Source organism: Paenibacillus sp. FSL F4-0125, assembly GCF_038008565.1.
In the GTDB taxonomy this organism is placed as follows: domain Bacteria; phylum Bacillota; class Bacilli; order Paenibacillales; family Paenibacillaceae; genus Paenibacillus_AQ.
Map to the genome: position 1 here is coordinate 4081586 of NZ_JBBOZJ010000001.1, position 17008 is coordinate 4098593.

Here is a 17008-nt window from a genome sequence, read left to right on the forward strand (position 1 = left end):
ACCGCTAACGGTTAATCGTTCTGCATAAGTAGATCGCGATTTTTCTCAAGCGTTCCCCTCAGCCGTAAAATGGCTTTGGAATGAAGCTGCGAAATCCGTGAAGGAGATAATGACATGACCTCTGCGATTTCGCTCAATGATAAATCTTCATAATATAAAAGGGACACGACGGTCCGTTCTTTCACCGTTAATTTCTCAATACCTTTGGTGAGCGCTTCGCGTAAGTAGAACTCATTTACCTTGCTATCCGGATTCTTAGCTTTATCGTCCACCAGTATGGACATTCGGGTCTCTGATTCCTCTTCACGGATCGGGTCTTCTAGTGAACATAGTGACATAACAGCCACATCCTGCAACATATTTTGAAATTCTGTTACACTTATATCCAGGTATAGACTCATTTCCTCATCACTAACGGATCTTAGATACTTCTGTTCCAGTTGCTGATAAGCGTCCTCGATTTTTTTAGCTTTTTCTCGCACAGATCTAGGAACCCAATCACTTTGGCGTAAGGAATCTAAAATTGCACCGCGTACTCGCCAGGAAGCATATGTCTGAAACTGTAATCCTCGTTTGTAGTCGAATTTTTCAATCGCATCAATTAGTCCCATTACTCCATTGCTCGCTAGATCATCTTTAGAAACATTCTTGGGTAATCCTACAGCCAAACGGCTGGATACATAATCAACAATATGGAGGTAACTCTCTATCAGCTTCTTTTTGGCTTCAGGGTTATTGTGTTCTTTCCACTGTTCCCATAGCTCGTCAGTTTCCAATTGAGAAGCTTTACGCTCGTTCAATAGCTTTCACCCTTCCCAAAGTTTAGTCAGAGAGCTTGTCGCGGCGAAACCTGCCTTGTCACAAGCATAAACGCCTTCGATGTCCTCGTAAGGACGGCAGCGTTTAAGCGAGAAATATAAGGATAATGTATAGCGGAAGCTTATACACCCTTATATTTTAAGATAACCGATTCCGCCACAGCGCTCGCTTATTCTTCTTTCAGGTGACGAACGGCCTTGGCCAATTCTTCAGGATCTTTCATAGAGACTAGTTTTGGGGGTGTAAGAGGCTTGAACCCCTCACTGTTCCCGCTTCCTTGTCCTGGCTTCGGTTTGAGCAAGTTGATTAACTCTTCATCCTCATCAGGGGTACTGATGTCTAGTTTCGCACCAAGTTCTTCTCCGTCCACATCCTGTTCAACTGGAGGCGAAGATTGATACATAATAAAACCCAATACCCATCTTAGGAGGAATGCAAGCAGAAACCATATGATAAATCCTAATAGGCTTCGTAATAAACTAGTGCCGAGAACATTATTACTGTAGGTTACAAAAAATGTGAATACAAAACCTATCAAACCAAACAGCAAGTTTATTAAAATGTTTCCTATCATCTTCATATTTATATTTCCTTAGCGCCTTTTTGCACACTGCGGATGAACAATACACCAGTGTTGCAGGCAATTTCTATCGTACGGCCATAATTACCGCCCGTGTCTTCCGCAATTAACGGAATTTTCAAGAGCTCAAGAGCAAGTTTACAAGATTCAACATTACGAGGCCCGATCCTCATGGTGTCGCTCCCCCCGGCAAAGGCAAACATTTGAGATCCTCCTGCCATCTTGGCCACAATCCGACTTCGAACCGCACCAAGTTCCAACAAACGGGATAAGAGCTCCGGCACTGCAGTATCTGCAAACTTAGCGATGTTTAATTGCCCTTCCCTAGCAATCTCAGAAGTAGGGAGCATTACATGCGCCATACCAGCGAGTTTTTTTCCAGGGTCAAACAATGTCAATCCTACGCAGGAGCCAAGACCCGTTGTACGAATCAAACTATCCTGGCTTCCAATGTTAAGATCTGCCATCCCTACCTTAATGATGCTTTGTTCTTCAATCATTTTCGAACGGGACTCCTAGCGATTTGAAGATTTTCGGGAATGATTCCGGATCGGGAATAAGGAAAAATTGCCCTTCAATTTCGTTTTTCCCCTCAAAAAAGGTAGTATCGATCAACAATGCATCGTCGCCCATTTGCCCAAATTGCAGCAAACCGTAGCTTAGGATGGCTCCAGCCATATCCATGGCAAGTGCAGGAACTGTTGGATACATAGAAAGTGAGGTGAAGTCTGCAAGAGAAGATAGGTACGACCCGGCCAAAATATTACCAATTTCACTCAGCGCAGAAAGCTCCATTTCTCCAAGCTCTTGGTCACTCAAAATCTCAATGCCTGCGATGCGACTAAGTAAGTTCAAAGCCGCTTCCGGTGAAAGAATGAAAAACAGGTTGCCCGGAGCTTCTCCCTCTACACGTAAGAAAACTGCATATACAAATTCTTCAGCTCCACCAACTTTGTCCGTAATCTCTTCAAAGTTGAGAAGCTGTACCTTGGGAACTGCCATATCAATCGGCTTATTCAAAAGCTGTGATAATGCGGTGGCTGCATTTCCAGCTCCAATATTCCCGACTTCCTTAAGCACATCCATTTTGAAATCCTTATAGTGCTTAAATAATTCCACAGGTTAGCCCTCTAGGCTTTCTAATTGAACGATTTCGCCTTTGTTAAGCACTTCTGACAAATTAAGCATGATCAGCAAGCGCTCTTCGCCTATCTTGGCCACCCCATCTAAATACTTTGCTTTGATGCCGCCAACAACATCTGGAGGTGTATCGATAGAATCTCTGTTCAAATCTATTACATCATTTGCTGAATCTACAATGAAACCTACTTCCATTTCATTAACAGATACGATAATTACACGAGTCTGATCCGTGTGCTCCGCCTCTTCAATCCCAAAGCGGCCCCGAAGGTCAATCACGGGAATAACAACTCCACGTAAATTAATTACACCTTTGATAAAAGAATACGTTTTAGGTACGCGTGTAATTGGCATCATACGCTCAATAGTCTGTACCTTCTCAACTTCGATACCGTATTCCTCTGAGCCTAATTTGAACACTATCACTTTAATATCTTCAGCCATGGAATGAACCTCCCTGTTCTATCCTAGTTATTTAATAAAAGCGTTCGGATCGATAATAAGTGCTACTTGACCATCTCCAAGTATCGTTGCACCAGATATCCCTTGAATTTCAGGTAAATATTTACCCAAATTCTTGATAACTATTTCGTTCTGACCAATGAAATCCTGTACAGCTAAAGCCACAAGACGTTCTCCCTTACGAACAACTACGATCTCTGTCTCTTCTTCAGTACTCTCGTCATAATCAGGTACCGAAAATAGACGACTAAGTGAAACCAGTGGAATATGAGAATTCCGGAATTCTAACATTTTGTTGCCATGAATCGTACGAATCTGAGTGTTCTTCACGATTCCAGTTTCCACAATGGAGGATAATGGAATGGCATACTTCTCAGAGCCCAATCGAATAAGCATGGCCGCAATAATGGATAGCGTAAGTGGCAGCTGAACTGAGAAATTGGTTCCTTTTCCTGGAGAAGAATAGATCGTTACATTACCACCCAGAGAAGAAATCTTAGCTTTTACAACATCCAGCCCTACGCCACGACCAGAGACATCAGAAATAACTTCTGCTGTACTGAAACCTGGTGCAAATAACAATTGATAAGCTTCCTCATCCGTCATATTCGCTGCTTGCTCTTGCGTAATCACGCCTTTTTTCACAGCAGACTTCAGGACCTTCTCTGGATAAATACCTGTTCCATCTTCCTCGATTTCAATGAAAACATGATTTCCACTGTGGAAAGCTCGAAGATGAACGGTTCCAGTCTCCGGTTTACCTGCAGCAATGCGGTCAGAAATGGATTCAATCCCGTGATCCACCGCGTTACGCAATAAATGCACTAGCGGATCACCAATTTCATCGATTACCGTCCGGTCAAGCTCAGTTTCGGCACCCGTTACGATTAGATCTACTTTCTTGTCCAGCGACTTAGCTAGATCACGAACCATACGTGGGAACCGGTTAAATACGGTATCTACTGGAACCATTCGAAGCTTCATGACGATATTCTGTAGATCCCCACTTACTCTGCCCATATGCTCTACGGTTTCCGTAAGATCACTATTCTGGACCTCTGAAGCCAGCTGCTCCAAACGAACTCGGTCAATCAGAAGCTCACTAAATAGATTCATGAGCACGTCTAAACGTTCGATATCTACACGAATTGTACGGGAAGGTGCCCCTCCTGTTTTGGCTGCTACCGGCTTATTACTTTCATCTTTGGTAGGTGATGGCTTAGCCGATGCTACTGGAGCAGGAGCTGTTTCCACCTCGACGGCTGTTGCGGCCACCTCTGACACAGCGGATGCTGATTCTTGACCAAGCATTTTCAAGGATTCTTGATCTAGTGCTACTGCCGTTACTTTATCAATTTCAGACAAATTCATAATCATCGCCTGAATTTGATCCGCGGTTTTTTGGGTTATGTAGTAGAGTGAGAAGCTTTGGTCAAATTTCTCTTGTTCAATATCTTGAACGGATGGGAAGGATTTAACCACTTCACCCGAACGTTCAAGTAGATCGAACACCATGTATGCACGGACAGCCTTAAGTTGACAATCCTTACGGATTGTTACGTCCACATACAATGCATGATGCCCTTCCTGAATCGATTGCTCTAGAACAGAAAATTGGAACTCGTCCAAATGAATCGGAGTTTCACCTGCTTGTGCAGCTGGAGTTGCAGCAGCAGATGCTCCGCCGCCTTCAACAGGAATCTCTCCTCGAACAATAGCCTGCAGGGATGAAACAATGGCCGATACATCTGCTTTACCTTCGCCACCGCCAGTAATGTCCTCAACCATAGACTCTAAGGCATCCAAACTTTTGAATAACGTATCAAAAATAAAATCCTGCATGCGCAGCTTGTTATTACGTACAAGATCTAACACATTTTCCATTTGGTGTGTAAGTGAAGCCAAATCTTCAAAACCCATAGTTGCTGCCATACCTTTTAAGGTGTGCGCAGAGCGGAATATTACCTGTACGATACTAAGATCCTCAGGATTCGCCTCTAACCCCATCATGCTCTCGTTCAATGACTGCAGATGATCATTCGACTCATCAATAAACATGGATAAATATTGGTTCATGTCCATAGTAGAGCACCTCCCCTTCGAGTTCGCTTTTCCGTTATTTAACGGCTTGCACTAGCCTTGGAGCAATTTCTTGCAAAGGTAGTACATATTTGACGCACTGCAATTCCACCGCAGATCGCGGCATCCCGTATACGACACAGGTCTCTTCACTTTCAGCAAAAGTTGAGGTTACGCCTGAGTCATAGAGAGATTTCATCATCCTTGCCCCATCACTGCCCATCCCTGTCATCAGCAACACATGCCGATCTAGCGATGTGAGTGGAAGCAATGATTCGAATAAAACATCCACTGAAGGTCGGTGGCCATTTCGCGCCTCCTCCTTCGTGAGTACAACTGCATATTGCCCTTTAGCTGATGGGGTAACTTGTAAATGATAACCTCCAGGCGCAATGTAAGCAGTCCCTTTTCGTAATATCATCCCCTGCTCTGCCTCTAACACTTCTAGCGGACTGAATGTATTCAGTCGCTGGGCCAGTGATTTCGTGAAGTTAGGCGGCATATGCTGCACAATGACTATCGGAGCAGGAAAATCTGCGGGAATCTTCTCCAGAAGCACCTTTAATGCACGGGGGCCGCCTGTAGAACAACCGACAGCAACTAATTTTTGCAAATTTTTGCTACCAACCATTCGATCCGGAGGAAGTACCGGAGGATCAGAGGATACCTCCACTAAAGATTCTATCACCGGTTTGCGGGGAGTTGGTTTATTCTCTACTTTAGACTTTGGTTTGGTCTTTTCAGATACCGGTGTTTTAGCAGAGATTATTGGTTTAGTTGCTACTTTAGGGATAGTACTATCTACTGGCTGTTTTCCCCGAGGTTTCCTTACCCCTTCATTTTTGAGAGAAGATTTAAGCGTAGCCTTGGGTTTGTCTGGTATCGATCTTGCAGCAGTCGGCATTAATGGCTCTAAAGGTGCAATGTCAGGCATCTTAAATGCAGATGCTCGCGCTTCTCGCTGCTCCCGAGCCAACATAGCTTCTTTCATTTGTTCTCTTAGGGATTCCCCTACTCCCGTTATATCCTGAGAGTTTGATATCGAAGGTTTACGAATGAAATCAAAAGCGCCCCATTCCAGTGCAAGAATGGTTTCCTTCATACCCTCTTCATTGATACCTGACAGCATAATCACTGGCAGCGGATCTGACGCCATTATTATTTTCAGCGCTTCCAGGCCATTCATCTCCGGCATTTCCACATCCATCGTAACTAGATCCGGACGCAGCTTGTTAATTTTCTCGATAGCTTCACGCCCGTTTGTGGCTGTTGCCGTCACCTGAAAGTCAGCGTCATTTTCAATTAAATCGGAAATGATCTTGCGCATAAATGCAGAATCATCAACAACCAAAACTTTATATGGCTTCATATCATTTCCACCTCTGTTCCAGATTCAGAACAATTATTTACTTCGCTTTAACCATTTATGGATAAAGCCTTTAATACCTTGAACTTTTGTATCCTTTTTACCATCTATGGTCAAATAACTTAGGGCTAGCCGATGTATATCTCTTGCAGCAACGCTGTTTGGAAAAGCCAATGAGAATGGCGTTTGCCTTTTGACGGCCTGCACTACATGGGCATCTGAGCTTATATGACCAAGATAGGAAACATCTAATTGTAAAAAACGACTGGCAGCCATACGAATCTTATCACTTGTCACTGACGCTTCTCTTTCATCACCTGCTTGATTCACGATCAGTTTAAATGAAATTTCCGGATGCGTCCGATTCACAACCTTCATTAAAGCATAGGCGTCTGTAATAGCAGTCGGTTCTGGCGTAGTAACTACTAGGCAATCGTCCGCAGAGGTTATAAATTTCATCGTTTCCTTAGATAATCCAGCACCTGTATCAAATAAAATATAATCCATGCTGTCCGCTATATGAGCTATCTGGGCTGTGAAATAATTAAGATCCGATTCCGAAAGGGAGAACAACTCATCCATGCCCGATCCACCAGCTATAAAAGGAAGGCCGTTCGGTCCTAACTGAATAATCTGCTCAATATCCGCTTCTCTTTTTAACAGATGATATAGGTTATACTTCGCCGACACGCCCATTAACACGTCTATGTTAGCCATGCCAATATCTGCATCGAACAGCAATACTCTCTTTCCCATTGCTTTTAAGGTTAAAGCGAAATTAAGTGTAAAATTCGATTTACCTACGCCACCTTTACCGCTACAAACAGTAATGATACGGGCGGATGTTTCCCCTTTTTCAGCTAGCTTAGGCTCCTGACTGGATACAAGCTGTCTCAAGGATTGTGCCTGATCCATCATGATTCACCTGTTCCAAGAAGCATTTCACTAAGTTGTTCTTTGGAAGCCATCAATAAATCGTCAGGTACATTTTGACCATTGGTCATATAAGATAATGTGAGAGGGAAATCATTCAGGACGTTAAAGAGTGGTCCATAACTTCCCGTCTCATCTAGCTTGGTAAAAATAACTTTATCCAGCCTGTACCTGCCGAAATGCTCTGCAATCAATTTCATATCACGGCTTTTCGAGGTCAAGCTGAGCACAAGATAAGTCTCACTTCTTAATTCCTTCGCTAACAAGCTTTGCAGTTCTGCTACAAGCATATCATTGCGATAATTCCGTCCAGCTGTATCCATAATTACAAGATCACAACTCTCTAATCGAAAAAGTGCTCTTTGTAGATCACCTGGCGACTGAACCACCTCTAACGGAACATTTAGGATAGATGCGTATGTACGCAACTGCTCCACAGCTGAAATTCGATACGTATCAGAGGTGATAAAACCAACCTTGCGTCCGTATTTGAAAAGCTGTTCAGCCGCAAGCTTGGCTATAGTAGTTGTTTTCCCTACTCCGGTGGGCCCTGCAATATATACAATTTGGGTATCCTGTGCAATTCCATCAGCGATTCGACCTGCCAGAAATCCATCGAGTTGTTCTTTCAAGGACTCCTGAAATTTCTCTGGCCCCCAAGTACGTCCTTCATCTGCCCAACGTTCTGAGATATTACTAATCCATTCTTCAACAAGTACAGTATCCATCTCCTGCTCAATCAAAAGATCTCTAAGCTGCTGAAGACTGTCCGGCAACTCCCTAGCCCCCGAAGATTGTCTAGCAATTCGTTCCATCCACAGCTTCATATCTCTAATCTCACGAAGAACATCATTATCAATAGCCGAAGCAACGGCGGGTGTCTGTTCCAGTCCAAGTGACTCATAAAGTGCAGATACAGATGTCATATCATCTTGATTTGTTTCAGACGCTTTGTGATGATCCTTGCTAACATTCGGAGATTCTTGTAAGGGCTCTGGATGCTTTATCGTCGATTGCTCTACATCGATTGCTTCAGACAAGGCTGCGGCGATCTCAGCAAAGGACCTAGGTTCTTCGGGCTTTTCCAACGTAACAGTAGCTGTAGATGTTGTAGATGATGCTTTTTGGTAAGCCTGCGGGACAGCGCTGCGCGGAATGTTCATCGCAGGCTTGACAGGCTTTTCAGGAGTACTCCCCTGTTGAGCTTTTTCAACAGCCGCTACAACCTCTATTTTTTTCTTTTTAAACAATCCTAAAAATCCGCCAATCTTGATTTCTTTTGTACTCAAAATGACGGCCTCGCTTCCAAGCTCACTGCGAATGGAATGCATGGCGTCAGGCATCGTATCGACAACATAACGCTTCACTCTCATAAATTCACCACTCCGACGCTTTGTATTTCAATGTTAGGCTCTAGTTCGCTATAAGACAGTACAGGAATATCCTGCATTGTCCGTTCAATCACCTGTCGCAAATACATACGAATGGTTGGTGATGTGAGTACGATGGGCTGTTGTCCAGACTGTAGCAGTCGATTGATCTGTTCGCTTAACCGCTGATAGATCGTTTGAGTCGAAGCTGGATCCAGTGCCAAGTAACTGCCCTGTTCTGATTGCTGTACACTCTCAGAAATTTTCTTCTCCAGATTAGGTCCCACCGTGATAACTTTCAGAGTCTCTCCTACTTGCGAGAATTGCTGAGTAATCTGTCTGGACAAGGACTGACGAACATATTCGGTAAGAATATCAGGATCCTTGGTGTACGTCCCATAGTCTGCTAACGTCTCAAAGATAGTGACCAAATCCCTGATCGATATCTTCTCGCGCAGCAACTTGGCAAGTACCTTCTGCACATCCCCAATCGCCAATACGGAAGGAATTAGATCGTCGACAAGCACTGGATAATTATCTCTTAGGTTATCCACCAGCATCTTAGTTTCTTGTCGTCCTATCAACTCATGTCCGTGCCGCTTAATGAGCTCCGTCAAATGTGTTGCAACAACGGATGGTGGATCTACGACGGTATACCCGGACAATTCAGCCCGCTCTTTAACCGACTCATCAATCCATAGCGCAGGAAGTCCAAACGATGGTTCAATGGTTTCAATACCGTTTATAGATTCATCATCATAACCTGGACTCATAGCCAAGTAGTGATTAAGTAATAATTCACCGCCGCCGACAGTATTTCCTTTAATTTTTATGACATATTCATTCGGTTTTAGTTGAATATTGTCGCGAATGCGAATAACAGGCACTACAAGACCCATTTCAAGGGCACATTGCCGTCGAATCATGATGATACGATCTAGCAAATCGCCACCTTGACCTGTATCTGCCAAAGGTATAAGACCATAACCGAACTCGAATTCAATTGGATCTACAGAGAGTAAATTGATTACACTTTCCGGACTTCGTACCTCTTCTATCTGCTTCTCTTCAACAAGCTGCTCTTCGGCAATCTGTTTTCGATTTAAATTCTGTCCCATACTATAGGCTGCAAAAGCCAGCAAACCTGCTAGTGGGAGCGTAGTAATCATATGTATAGGTGTGAAGAGACCTAGAAAAGCAACAGTAACTGCAACAATGTATAACAGCTTTGGATAGGACAGCAATTGCCCAGTTAGTTCTTCTGCCAGATTTCCTTCCGATGAAGCTCTAGTAACGATAAGACCCGCTGCAGTCGAAATGAGCAAAGCAGGAATTTGGCTGACTAGACCGTCCCCGATCGTCAATACGGAATAAGTAGATAACGCAGTGGAAAAATCCATTCCGTGTACAACCATACCGATAATAAATCCACCAATAAGATTGATCAACAGGATAATGATACTCGCAATCGCGTCTCCTTTAACGAATTTACTCGCACCATCCATGGCTCCGAAAAAATCCGCTTCCCGCTCAACATTACGGCGCCGTTCACGTGCCTGCGTTTCGTTAATCATACCTGCATTAAGATCGGCATCAATACTCATCTGCTTGCCGGGCATCGCATCCAGGGTAAATCTCGCCCCTACCTCAGCTACACGTTCTGACCCTTTGGTAATAACAATAAACTGAACCACTACCAAAATTAGAAACACGATAAATCCAACGGCAATTTGTCCGCCGGCGATCCAGCTACCGAAAGTAGATACCACCGAACCGGCATCTGCGTAGGTCAGGATCAGTTTTGTTGTCGAAATGTTTAGTGACAGACGAAACAATGTCGTAACCAGCAATAATGAAGGGAAAATTGAAAACTCGAGTGCATTCTTCGTGTTCATAGCCACTAATATGATAATTAATGCTATAGAGATATTAATGACAAGCAAAACGTCCAAAAGCCAGGACGGGATAGGCAGAATCATCATAAGCACGATACCGATGATGCCTAGCAAAACTGTTAAATCTTTAGCTTTCAATGTCCTAACCCCCCCGCCTTATTTCCTCTTACCTTTTAGCTTATATACATATGCCAGCACTTCAGCCACAGCCTGAAACAGATCATTTGGAACGACATCTCCAATTTCTGCTCTTTGGAATAATGCCCGTGCCAGCGGTTTATTTTCCATAGTCACGACGCCATGTTCTTTAGCCAGCTCCCGAATACGAAGTGCTACATAATCCTGCCCTTTTGCAATAATCTGAGGCGCTTCCATCTTGGAACCGTCATATTTTAGTGCAACAGCAAAGTGCGTTGGATTTGTAATAATTACATCCGCGTTAGGAACCTCCTGCATCATGCGCTGCATGGCCATTCTACGTTGGCGTTCCCTGATCTTGCCTTTGATTAGAGGGTCACCCTCCATTTTTTTGTATTCATCCTTGATATCCTGCTTAGACATTTTCAGACTTTTTTCGTGTTCGTACTTCTGATACATAAAGTCAAGAAAAGCCATAACTAGCAAAGCAACCCCGATTTTCAAACCAAGACTCATCGTCAGCTTGGCCGCAAACTTAAAAATCCCCTCCGCACTGATATGCGACAGGGATGCAAAGTTCTTCTTTTCTCCCCATAATGTGCTATATACCAGATAAGAAATAATTAGAAGCTTGAATATTGATTTCAGGAATTCTACAAAAGAACGCATAGAGAAAATATTTTTGAAACCTTTTATAGGATTAATCTTACTGAATTTAGGAGTAATCCCCTCTCCCGTAGCCATAAAGCCTACCTGCGCCAAGTTGGAGACAAGCGCCATAACAAACGTAATTCCAAGTAATGGAGCTAGCAAAATCAAGATTTGCAAGCCATACTGATTAAATAGCAGCGTTATATTCTCAGGCGTAACGTCCAGCATCATTCGATTCTGAAATACGTCCGTGTATAGCTTCATAAAACGCTCTTTCATAAAACCGCCAAACATCATCAAGCTAACTACCGCAGCTAACAATACAACCGCACCAGACAGCTCAGCACTTTTGGCGACTTGGCCTTTTTTACGAGCATCCTGCCGTTTCTTCGGGGTTGCTTTTTCCGTCTTTTCACCGGCGAAGAGTTGAAGATCTAGTCTATAACGCTTCGTCTTAGGCATAATACTCTCCCCTTACGGTCACCTACGGCTTCTTCCCCATGAGACCCAGTAAATTCTCCATGGATTCGAACATAATTTCGAAGAGATTCTGAAACAGCACAGCCAGACCTGGCATCAGCACTAAAAGAAGTGCAAGACCTATAATGATTTTGAGCGGAACCCCTATAACGAATACATTATATTGCGGAGCCGTTCTCGCCAAAAAGGCAAGGCCAACATCAGTCAGAAACAGTGCGGTTACTAATGGTGCAGACATTTGAAAAGCTAATACAAACGACTGCGCAAATGTTCGGACCAGAAACTCTGATAAACTACCATCTACCATGCGTAGAAATAAATCATTATTCATAGGAATCCATTTATAGCTGTATACAATGGCATCTAGCAGATGGTGATGTCCATTCATACTCAGAAACATTAGCAGGGCTATCATATATTTGAAATTACCGAGAATAGGTGCTGACGTTCCAGTCATAGGATCAATGACGTTCGCAATACCGAAGCCAATCTGAATATCAATAAAAGAACCCGCTGTCTGAATCGCCATAAACATCAAATATCCAATGAAACCTAGTAAAAGACCTATTAATACCTCTCTCATAATCAGCAAAATATAACTAAAATCCTGCGGAATCGTAATTCCGGTTCCACTAGCACTAAAGACTACCAAAGCTACAAAAAAAGAAATGCCGATCTTAAAAGTTGTCGGTACCCCTTGAGAAGAAAACACTGGAACGACAACAAAAAAAGCGGTAATTCGACAAAAAATAAGCAAAAAGACGGGTAAACTTTGCAATAGGGTATCCATGTTCATTGCTTAACCAATATACATATAAAGATTTCCTAGAATTTGGCTAGTAAAGTCAATTAGCTTCGTGATGATCCACGGACCAAATAGCAATAAAGCCAGCAGTACTGCGACGATTTTGGGAACAAACGCTAGCGTCTGTTCCTGAATCTGTGTCGTAGCTTGAAAAATACTGATTATTAGCCCTACCACCAGACCAAGAATCAGCATGGGAGCGCTGACTTCCAGCACTAAATATACGGCTTGGCTTGCTAGACCGATTATAAACTCCGTACTCAATCCTCATGCCTCCTCTTAAGGTCAGGTGTTAAAACTAAGAAGTAGTGATTTAATGACTAAGTACCAGCCGTCTACCAGTACAAAGAGCATTATTTTAAAAGGTAATGAAATCATGACCGGGGGAAGCATCATCATCCCCATGGCCATCAGCGTACTCGCCACAACAATATCAATAATCAAAAATGGAATAAAAATTAAGAAGCCCATTGTAAAAGCTTTTTTCAATTCCCCAATTGCGAAAGCAGGCACCATCACCGTCAGTGGAATATCACTGTATGTAGCAGGTTTAGCCGATCCCGTATAACCGGTATACTTCATAAATAACAAAAGGTCTTTGGAATTGGTCTGTTTAAACATAAACTCTTTCATCGGATCAGCAGCTTTATCAAAAGCCTCAGTCTGTGTAATTGTCCCCTTCATATACGGCTGTAACGCCGTTTCATTCACTTGTGCCAAAGTTGGCGACATAACGAACAGGGTCAAAAATAGAGCAAGCCCTACCAGCACCTGATTCGGAGGCATGGACTGAGTACCAAGTGAGGTTCTGACAAAGCCGAGCACGATTACAATTCTAGTAAAACTGGTCATAAGAACTAGAAACGCCGGAGCAATACTCAGAACCGTAACGAGAAGAAGAATTGATATGGAACTGGTACCACCACTTGAACCATCATTACCGACCTGAATATTAACATTAGGTATAGGATCAGCATGTATCGGCCGCATCATAACTATACTAATGAACCCGAACAGCAGAATAGCAAGAATCAGCTTTTTTTTCATAAATTCCTCGACACATCCTTAGTAGCATCATCCCGGAACAACTCTTCCATTTTCTCTTTACGCTCTGGTGCAGAACGAAGCTTGGATTGCAGTGTCTCGTAAAAAGATGATGTTTCACTAAGTTCGATTTCCTCTGATGGAACCTCCCCACGCAGCTTAACCTTAACCTTGGCAATAAGCGGTGCGAGAAAATTATTCTGGTTAGAGGATTGATCCTCAAATGCTGCAATGATCAAAGCCACCTCATCTGGATCAGTGACTTTATCCAAGATGGATATGTTCTCACCAATCCCGATTAAGTAAAGGCTGCTTCCCAGTTCAATAACCTGCATCGACTTGTTAGGTCCCAACCCTACTGCACCAAGCGTCCGAATGGAGCGCCCGCTCATAAAGGTCTGATTACGACGTCCAAGAAAACGGATCAGCAGCACAATAAGTACAATGATTACCGCAAGGACAATAATAACGTTAAGCAAATTCAGCAGGGTGTTATTGCTACCGAGCGGTTCTGAATTGACGGGCATGTCTCTTTCCTACACACCCAACGTTTTGTTGATAGCTTCGATAACACGGTCTGCTTGGAAAGGCTTCACAATAAAGTCTTTTGCTCCCGCTTGAATAGCATCGATAACCATAGCCTGCTGGCCCATGGCTGAACACATGATAACCTTAGCAGCCGGATCTACTTTCTTGATTTCTTTCAGGGCGGCGATTCCGTCCATCTCAGGCATAGTAATATCCATCGTGATGAGGTCCGGACGCAGTTCTTTAAATTTCTCTATAGCTTGAGAACCGTCCTGAGCTTCGCCCACTACTTCAAATCCGTTTTTCGACAAAATGTCACGGATCATCATTCTCATAAATGCTGCATCGTCCACGATTAGAATTCGGTTAGCCATTTTTACAAAATCCTCCCTAAGTATGCTTATTGTAATTTCTGAATTCGGTCCCACTGGCTGACGATATCCGTAACGCGTACGCCGAAGTTTTCGTCGATAACTACGACTTCGCCTTTGGCAATAAGCTTGTTGTTAACCAAAATATCTACAGGCTCACCGGCGAGCTTGTCCAGCTCAATGATCGAGCCTTGAGACATTTCCAAAATATCTTTAATCTGCTTCTGGGTCCTTCCTAATTCTACGGTTACTCTAAGCGGTATGTCCATCAATAAATTTAAATTATTTTCATCAATATGACCAAAAGCTCCACCGTTAAGGTTAGCAAATTGTACAGGCTGTACATTTACATTGCGATTAGCTTCAGGACTAAGCGGTGGTGTCTGCCCATAAGGCATGCCTTGTGGCGGCATTCCGTATGGCGGCATCCCCGGCATGCCATACGCCGGCATGCCTGCTGGAGGATAATAATATCCGCCTTCCGGCATTCCAGGATAACCAGGCATCCCCTGCGGCGGATATGGCGGAGGCGTTTCTCCTGCGGGCTGTGAAGGTGCCTGCTGCACTGGAGGAGCCACAGGCGGCGTCTCATGCACTGGCTTAGCAGGAGTCTCTGTTGACGTAACTGCAGCCTCCTGTGCTGCAGGGCTTACATCACCCAGAAGCATCGTTACCATATCCTTAGCAAACTGGACAGGCAAGAGCTGCATAATGGTAGAGTCTATTAAATCTCCTATTTTAAGACGGAACGAAATGCGAATTAAGGTTTCGTCATTCGGCAAGCTGCCTACGCCTTCACCGCTGGACATATTCAGGATGTCTATACCGGGAGGTGAAATATTAACAAAGCGATTGAAAATAGTAGACATTGATGTGGCAGAAGAACCCATCATTTGGTTCATAGCTTCCTGCACAGCACTAATGTGAATTTCATTCAATTCTTCATCCTTAGGTTCACCTTCCCCGCCTAGCATTAAATCGGCGATGACCTGTGCATCTCTAATCTTAATAACAAGTGAATTAATACCTTGAAATCCGTCTACATATTCCACGTGTACTGCTACATGTGGTTTTGGAAAGGCTACTTCAAACTCCCCGCGTGTAATGATGGAAACTTGAGGGGTTGTAATATCAACCTTTTTCCCAAGTAAAGTGGAAAGTGCTGTCGCAGCACTACCGAATGTTATATTACCGATTTCACCCAAAGCATCCTGTTCAAACGGTGTTAAATAGTCATTTACCGTTTTCTCTGTAGGAGCCAATGAGCCTTCCGCAGATTGTCTCAGAAGGGCGTCGATTTCTTCTTGGGATAAATAATCTTTACTCGTCAAATTCTTCAACTCCTTCACTGACAATCTCGTCTATTTGCACGGCTACCCGGTCTTTCACCATTCCAGGACTTCCGATGAACTTAAGTTTCTCCCCTACCTTAATCGAGAGTCCGGAATCTACATTCCTGTTAAGAGAGATCACGTCACCGACGCTAAGCCCAAGAAACTCAGATATTGATAAGCGTGATTCTCCAAGTTCAGCGACAATCGGCAATTTCGCCTTATGAACTCTGGCCTTAATGGCTTCAAGTTCATCTGCATCCCGCGTCTTCTTCTCTGTTACAAACCATTGGTGAACAGATAGTCTAGACATGATTGGTTCCAGAACGACGTGCGGTATGCAAAGATTGATCATGCCTGTTGTATCTCCAATTTTGGTGCTTAACGAGATTAATGCAATGGTCTCGTTGGGGGATACAATTTGCATGAACTGCGGATTCGTTTCGAGCGCTTCCATGCGCGGATGGATATCCAGCACAGTCTTCCAAGCTTCCTGCAAGCTCTCAAAGCATCTGCTGAAGATACGCTCCATGATCGTTGTTTCAATCTCAGTTAAGGCATTAATTTTGGAAGGCGCTGTCCCAAAACCTCCCAGCAATCTGTCCAGCATAGCGAAAGCAATGTTTGGATGAACCTCCATTACCATTCGACCTTCTAAAGGTTCAGCTTCAAAAATGTTCAGTATTGTCATTTTTGGAATGGAACGTATGAATTCATCATAAGGGAGCTGCTCTACTTGAACGACATTAATCTGCACGAAGGTGCGTAATTGGGCTGAAAAGTACGTTGTAAGATAGCGGGCGAAATTGTCATGAATCCTTGTAAGACTACGGATATGATCTTTAGAAAAGCGAACAGCCCGTTTAAAGTCATAAGATCGGATCTTCTTCTGAGTTTCTTCCTTTTTAAGTTCATCGGCATCCATCTCACCTGAAGAAAGTGCAGCAAGTAGAGCATCTATTTCGTTTTGTGATAGTACATCAACCAATTCAATCACCCCCCCATCAAAGAATTAT

Annotated in this window: 18 protein-coding genes; all 18 read right to left on the bottom strand. The window is 43.5% G+C overall.

Going from position 1 to position 17008, the window contains the following annotated elements:
- Window positions 1–11: 11 nt before the first annotated feature.
- The 18 genes from NST74_RS18060 to fliM all read right to left on the bottom strand — a co-directional run bounded on the left by NST74_RS18060 (window position 12) and on the right by fliM (window position 16980).
- A complete protein-coding gene (locus NST74_RS18060) occupies window positions 12–800 on the bottom strand; it encodes a FliA/WhiG family RNA polymerase sigma factor (RefSeq protein WP_042128890.1) in 789 nt (262 codons plus the stop codon).
- A gap of 188 nt (window positions 801–988) precedes the next feature.
- Entirely contained in the window at window positions 989–1399 is a 411-nt protein-coding gene (locus tag NST74_RS18065; RefSeq protein ID WP_341113671.1) for a hypothetical protein, read from the bottom strand.
- A 2-nt stretch (window positions 1400–1401) separates the two neighbouring features.
- Window positions 1402–1899: a chemotaxis protein CheD gene (locus NST74_RS18070; RefSeq protein ID WP_042128892.1), complete on the bottom strand. Its 498-nt coding sequence runs from the start codon at window positions 1897–1899 to the stop codon at window positions 1402–1404.
- Window positions 1892–2485 carry a chemotaxis protein CheC gene (locus NST74_RS18075; RefSeq protein ID WP_375105424.1) on the bottom strand — a complete coding sequence of 198 codons (594 nt, stop codon included), beginning with the start codon at window positions 2483–2485 and terminating at the stop codon, window positions 1892–1894. The genes NST74_RS18070 and NST74_RS18075 overlap by 8 nt, the downstream gene beginning before the upstream one ends.
- Window positions 2486–2521: 36 nt before the next feature.
- Window positions 2522–2983 (bottom strand): chemotaxis protein CheW, encoded by a 462-nt coding sequence (locus NST74_RS18080; protein WP_042128895.1) that lies wholly within the window; start codon window positions 2981–2983, stop codon window positions 2522–2524.
- Window positions 2984–3010: 27 nt separating this feature from the next.
- A complete protein-coding gene (locus tag NST74_RS18085) occupies window positions 3011–5083 on the bottom strand; it encodes a chemotaxis protein CheA (RefSeq protein WP_341113673.1) in 2073 nt (690 codons plus the stop codon).
- A gap of 34 nt (window positions 5084–5117) precedes the next feature.
- Entirely contained in the window at window positions 5118–6449 is a 1332-nt protein-coding gene (locus NST74_RS18090; protein WP_341113675.1) for a protein-glutamate methylesterase/protein-glutamine glutaminase, read from the bottom strand.
- 33 nt (window positions 6450–6482) lie between these two features.
- Window positions 6483–7364: a MinD/ParA family protein gene (locus NST74_RS18095; protein WP_042128902.1), complete on the bottom strand. Its 882-nt coding sequence runs from the start codon at window positions 7362–7364 to the stop codon at window positions 6483–6485.
- Window positions 7361–8752, bottom strand: coding sequence for a flagellar biosynthesis protein FlhF (flhF, locus tag NST74_RS18100; RefSeq protein ID WP_341113677.1), 1392 nt, complete (start codon window positions 8750–8752; stop codon window positions 7361–7363). The genes NST74_RS18095 and flhF overlap by 4 nt, the downstream gene beginning before the upstream one ends.
- Window positions 8749–10782, bottom strand: coding sequence for a flagellar biosynthesis protein FlhA (gene flhA, locus NST74_RS18105; protein ID WP_042128906.1), 2034 nt, complete (start codon window positions 10780–10782; stop codon window positions 8749–8751). Before flhA ends, flhF begins: the two co-directional genes overlap by 4 nt.
- A gap of 18 nt (window positions 10783–10800) precedes the next feature.
- Window positions 10801–11895 carry a flagellar biosynthesis protein FlhB gene (gene flhB, locus NST74_RS18110; RefSeq protein ID WP_042128908.1) on the bottom strand — a complete coding sequence of 365 codons (1095 nt, stop codon included), beginning with the start codon at window positions 11893–11895 and terminating at the stop codon, window positions 10801–10803.
- 22 nt (window positions 11896–11917) lie between these two features.
- Window positions 11918–12703 (bottom strand): flagellar biosynthetic protein FliR, encoded by a 786-nt coding sequence (gene fliR / locus NST74_RS18115; protein WP_042132278.1) that lies wholly within the window; start codon window positions 12701–12703, stop codon window positions 11918–11920.
- Window positions 12704–12712: 9 nt separating this feature from the next.
- On the bottom strand, window positions 12713–12982 hold the full coding sequence (fliQ, locus tag NST74_RS18120; RefSeq protein WP_036688516.1) for a flagellar biosynthesis protein FliQ: 270 nt from the start codon (window positions 12980–12982) through the stop codon (window positions 12713–12715).
- Window positions 12983–13003: 21 nt separating this feature from the next.
- Window positions 13004–13765, bottom strand: coding sequence for a flagellar type III secretion system pore protein FliP (gene fliP / locus NST74_RS18125; protein ID WP_341113681.1), 762 nt, complete (start codon window positions 13763–13765; stop codon window positions 13004–13006).
- Entirely contained in the window at window positions 13762–14289 is a 528-nt protein-coding gene (locus tag NST74_RS18130; protein WP_341113682.1) for a flagellar biosynthetic protein FliO, read from the bottom strand. The genes fliP and NST74_RS18130 overlap by 4 nt, the downstream gene beginning before the upstream one ends.
- A 9-nt stretch (window positions 14290–14298) precedes the next feature.
- Window positions 14299–14664, bottom strand: coding sequence for a response regulator (locus NST74_RS18135; RefSeq protein WP_036688523.1), 366 nt, complete (start codon window positions 14662–14664; stop codon window positions 14299–14301).
- A gap of 26 nt (window positions 14665–14690) precedes the next feature.
- Window positions 14691–15992 (bottom strand): flagellar motor switch phosphatase FliY, encoded by a 1302-nt coding sequence (gene fliY / locus NST74_RS18140; RefSeq protein WP_341113685.1) that lies wholly within the window; start codon window positions 15990–15992, stop codon window positions 14691–14693.
- On the bottom strand, window positions 15982–16980 hold the full coding sequence (gene fliM / locus NST74_RS18145; RefSeq protein WP_042128918.1) for a flagellar motor switch protein FliM: 999 nt from the start codon (window positions 16978–16980) through the stop codon (window positions 15982–15984). Before fliM ends, fliY begins: the two co-directional genes overlap by 11 nt.
- Between the last annotated feature and the right edge of the window lie 28 nt (window positions 16981–17008).

Bases quoted from the DNA above. Each gene is read 5' to 3' on its own strand.
- NST74_RS18065 (WP_341113671.1), bottom strand. From the start codon at position 1,399: ATGAAGATGATAGGAAACATTTTAATAAACTTGCTGTTTGGTTTGATA.
- NST74_RS18130 (WP_341113682.1), bottom strand. From the start codon at position 14,289: ATGCCCGTCAATTCAGAACCGCTCGGTAGCAATAACACCCTGCTGAAT.
- flhB (WP_042128908.1), bottom strand. From the start codon at position 11,895: ATGCCTAAGACGAAGCGTTATAGACTAGATCTTCAACTCTTCGCCGGT.
- NST74_RS18090 (WP_341113675.1), bottom strand. From the start codon at position 6,449: ATGAAGCCATATAAAGTTTTGGTTGTTGATGATTCTGCATTTATGCGC.
- NST74_RS18075 (WP_375105424.1), bottom strand. From the start codon at position 2,485: ATGGATGTGCTTAAGGAAGTCGGGAATATTGGAGCTGGAAATGCAGCC.
- fliP (WP_341113681.1), bottom strand. From the start codon at position 13,765: ATGAAAAAAAAGCTGATTCTTGCTATTCTGCTGTTCGGGTTCATTAGT.
- NST74_RS18070 (WP_042128892.1), bottom strand. From the start codon at position 1,899: ATGATTGAAGAACAAAGCATCATTAAGGTAGGGATGGCAGATCTTAAC.
- NST74_RS18095 (WP_042128902.1), bottom strand. From the start codon at position 7,364: ATGATGGATCAGGCACAATCCTTGAGACAGCTTGTATCCAGTCAGGAG.
- fliR (WP_042132278.1), bottom strand. From the start codon at position 12,703: ATGGATACCCTATTGCAAAGTTTACCCGTCTTTTTGCTTATTTTTTGT.
- NST74_RS18080 (WP_042128895.1), bottom strand. From the start codon at position 2,983: ATGGCTGAAGATATTAAAGTGATAGTGTTCAAATTAGGCTCAGAGGAA.
- flhF (WP_341113677.1), bottom strand. From the start codon at position 8,752: ATGAGAGTGAAGCGTTATGTTGTCGATACGATGCCTGACGCCATGCAT.
- NST74_RS18085 (WP_341113673.1), bottom strand. From the start codon at position 5,083: ATGGACATGAACCAATATTTATCCATGTTTATTGATGAGTCGAATGAT.
- NST74_RS18135 (WP_036688523.1), bottom strand. From the start codon at position 14,664: ATGGCTAACCGAATTCTAATCGTGGACGATGCAGCATTTATGAGAATG.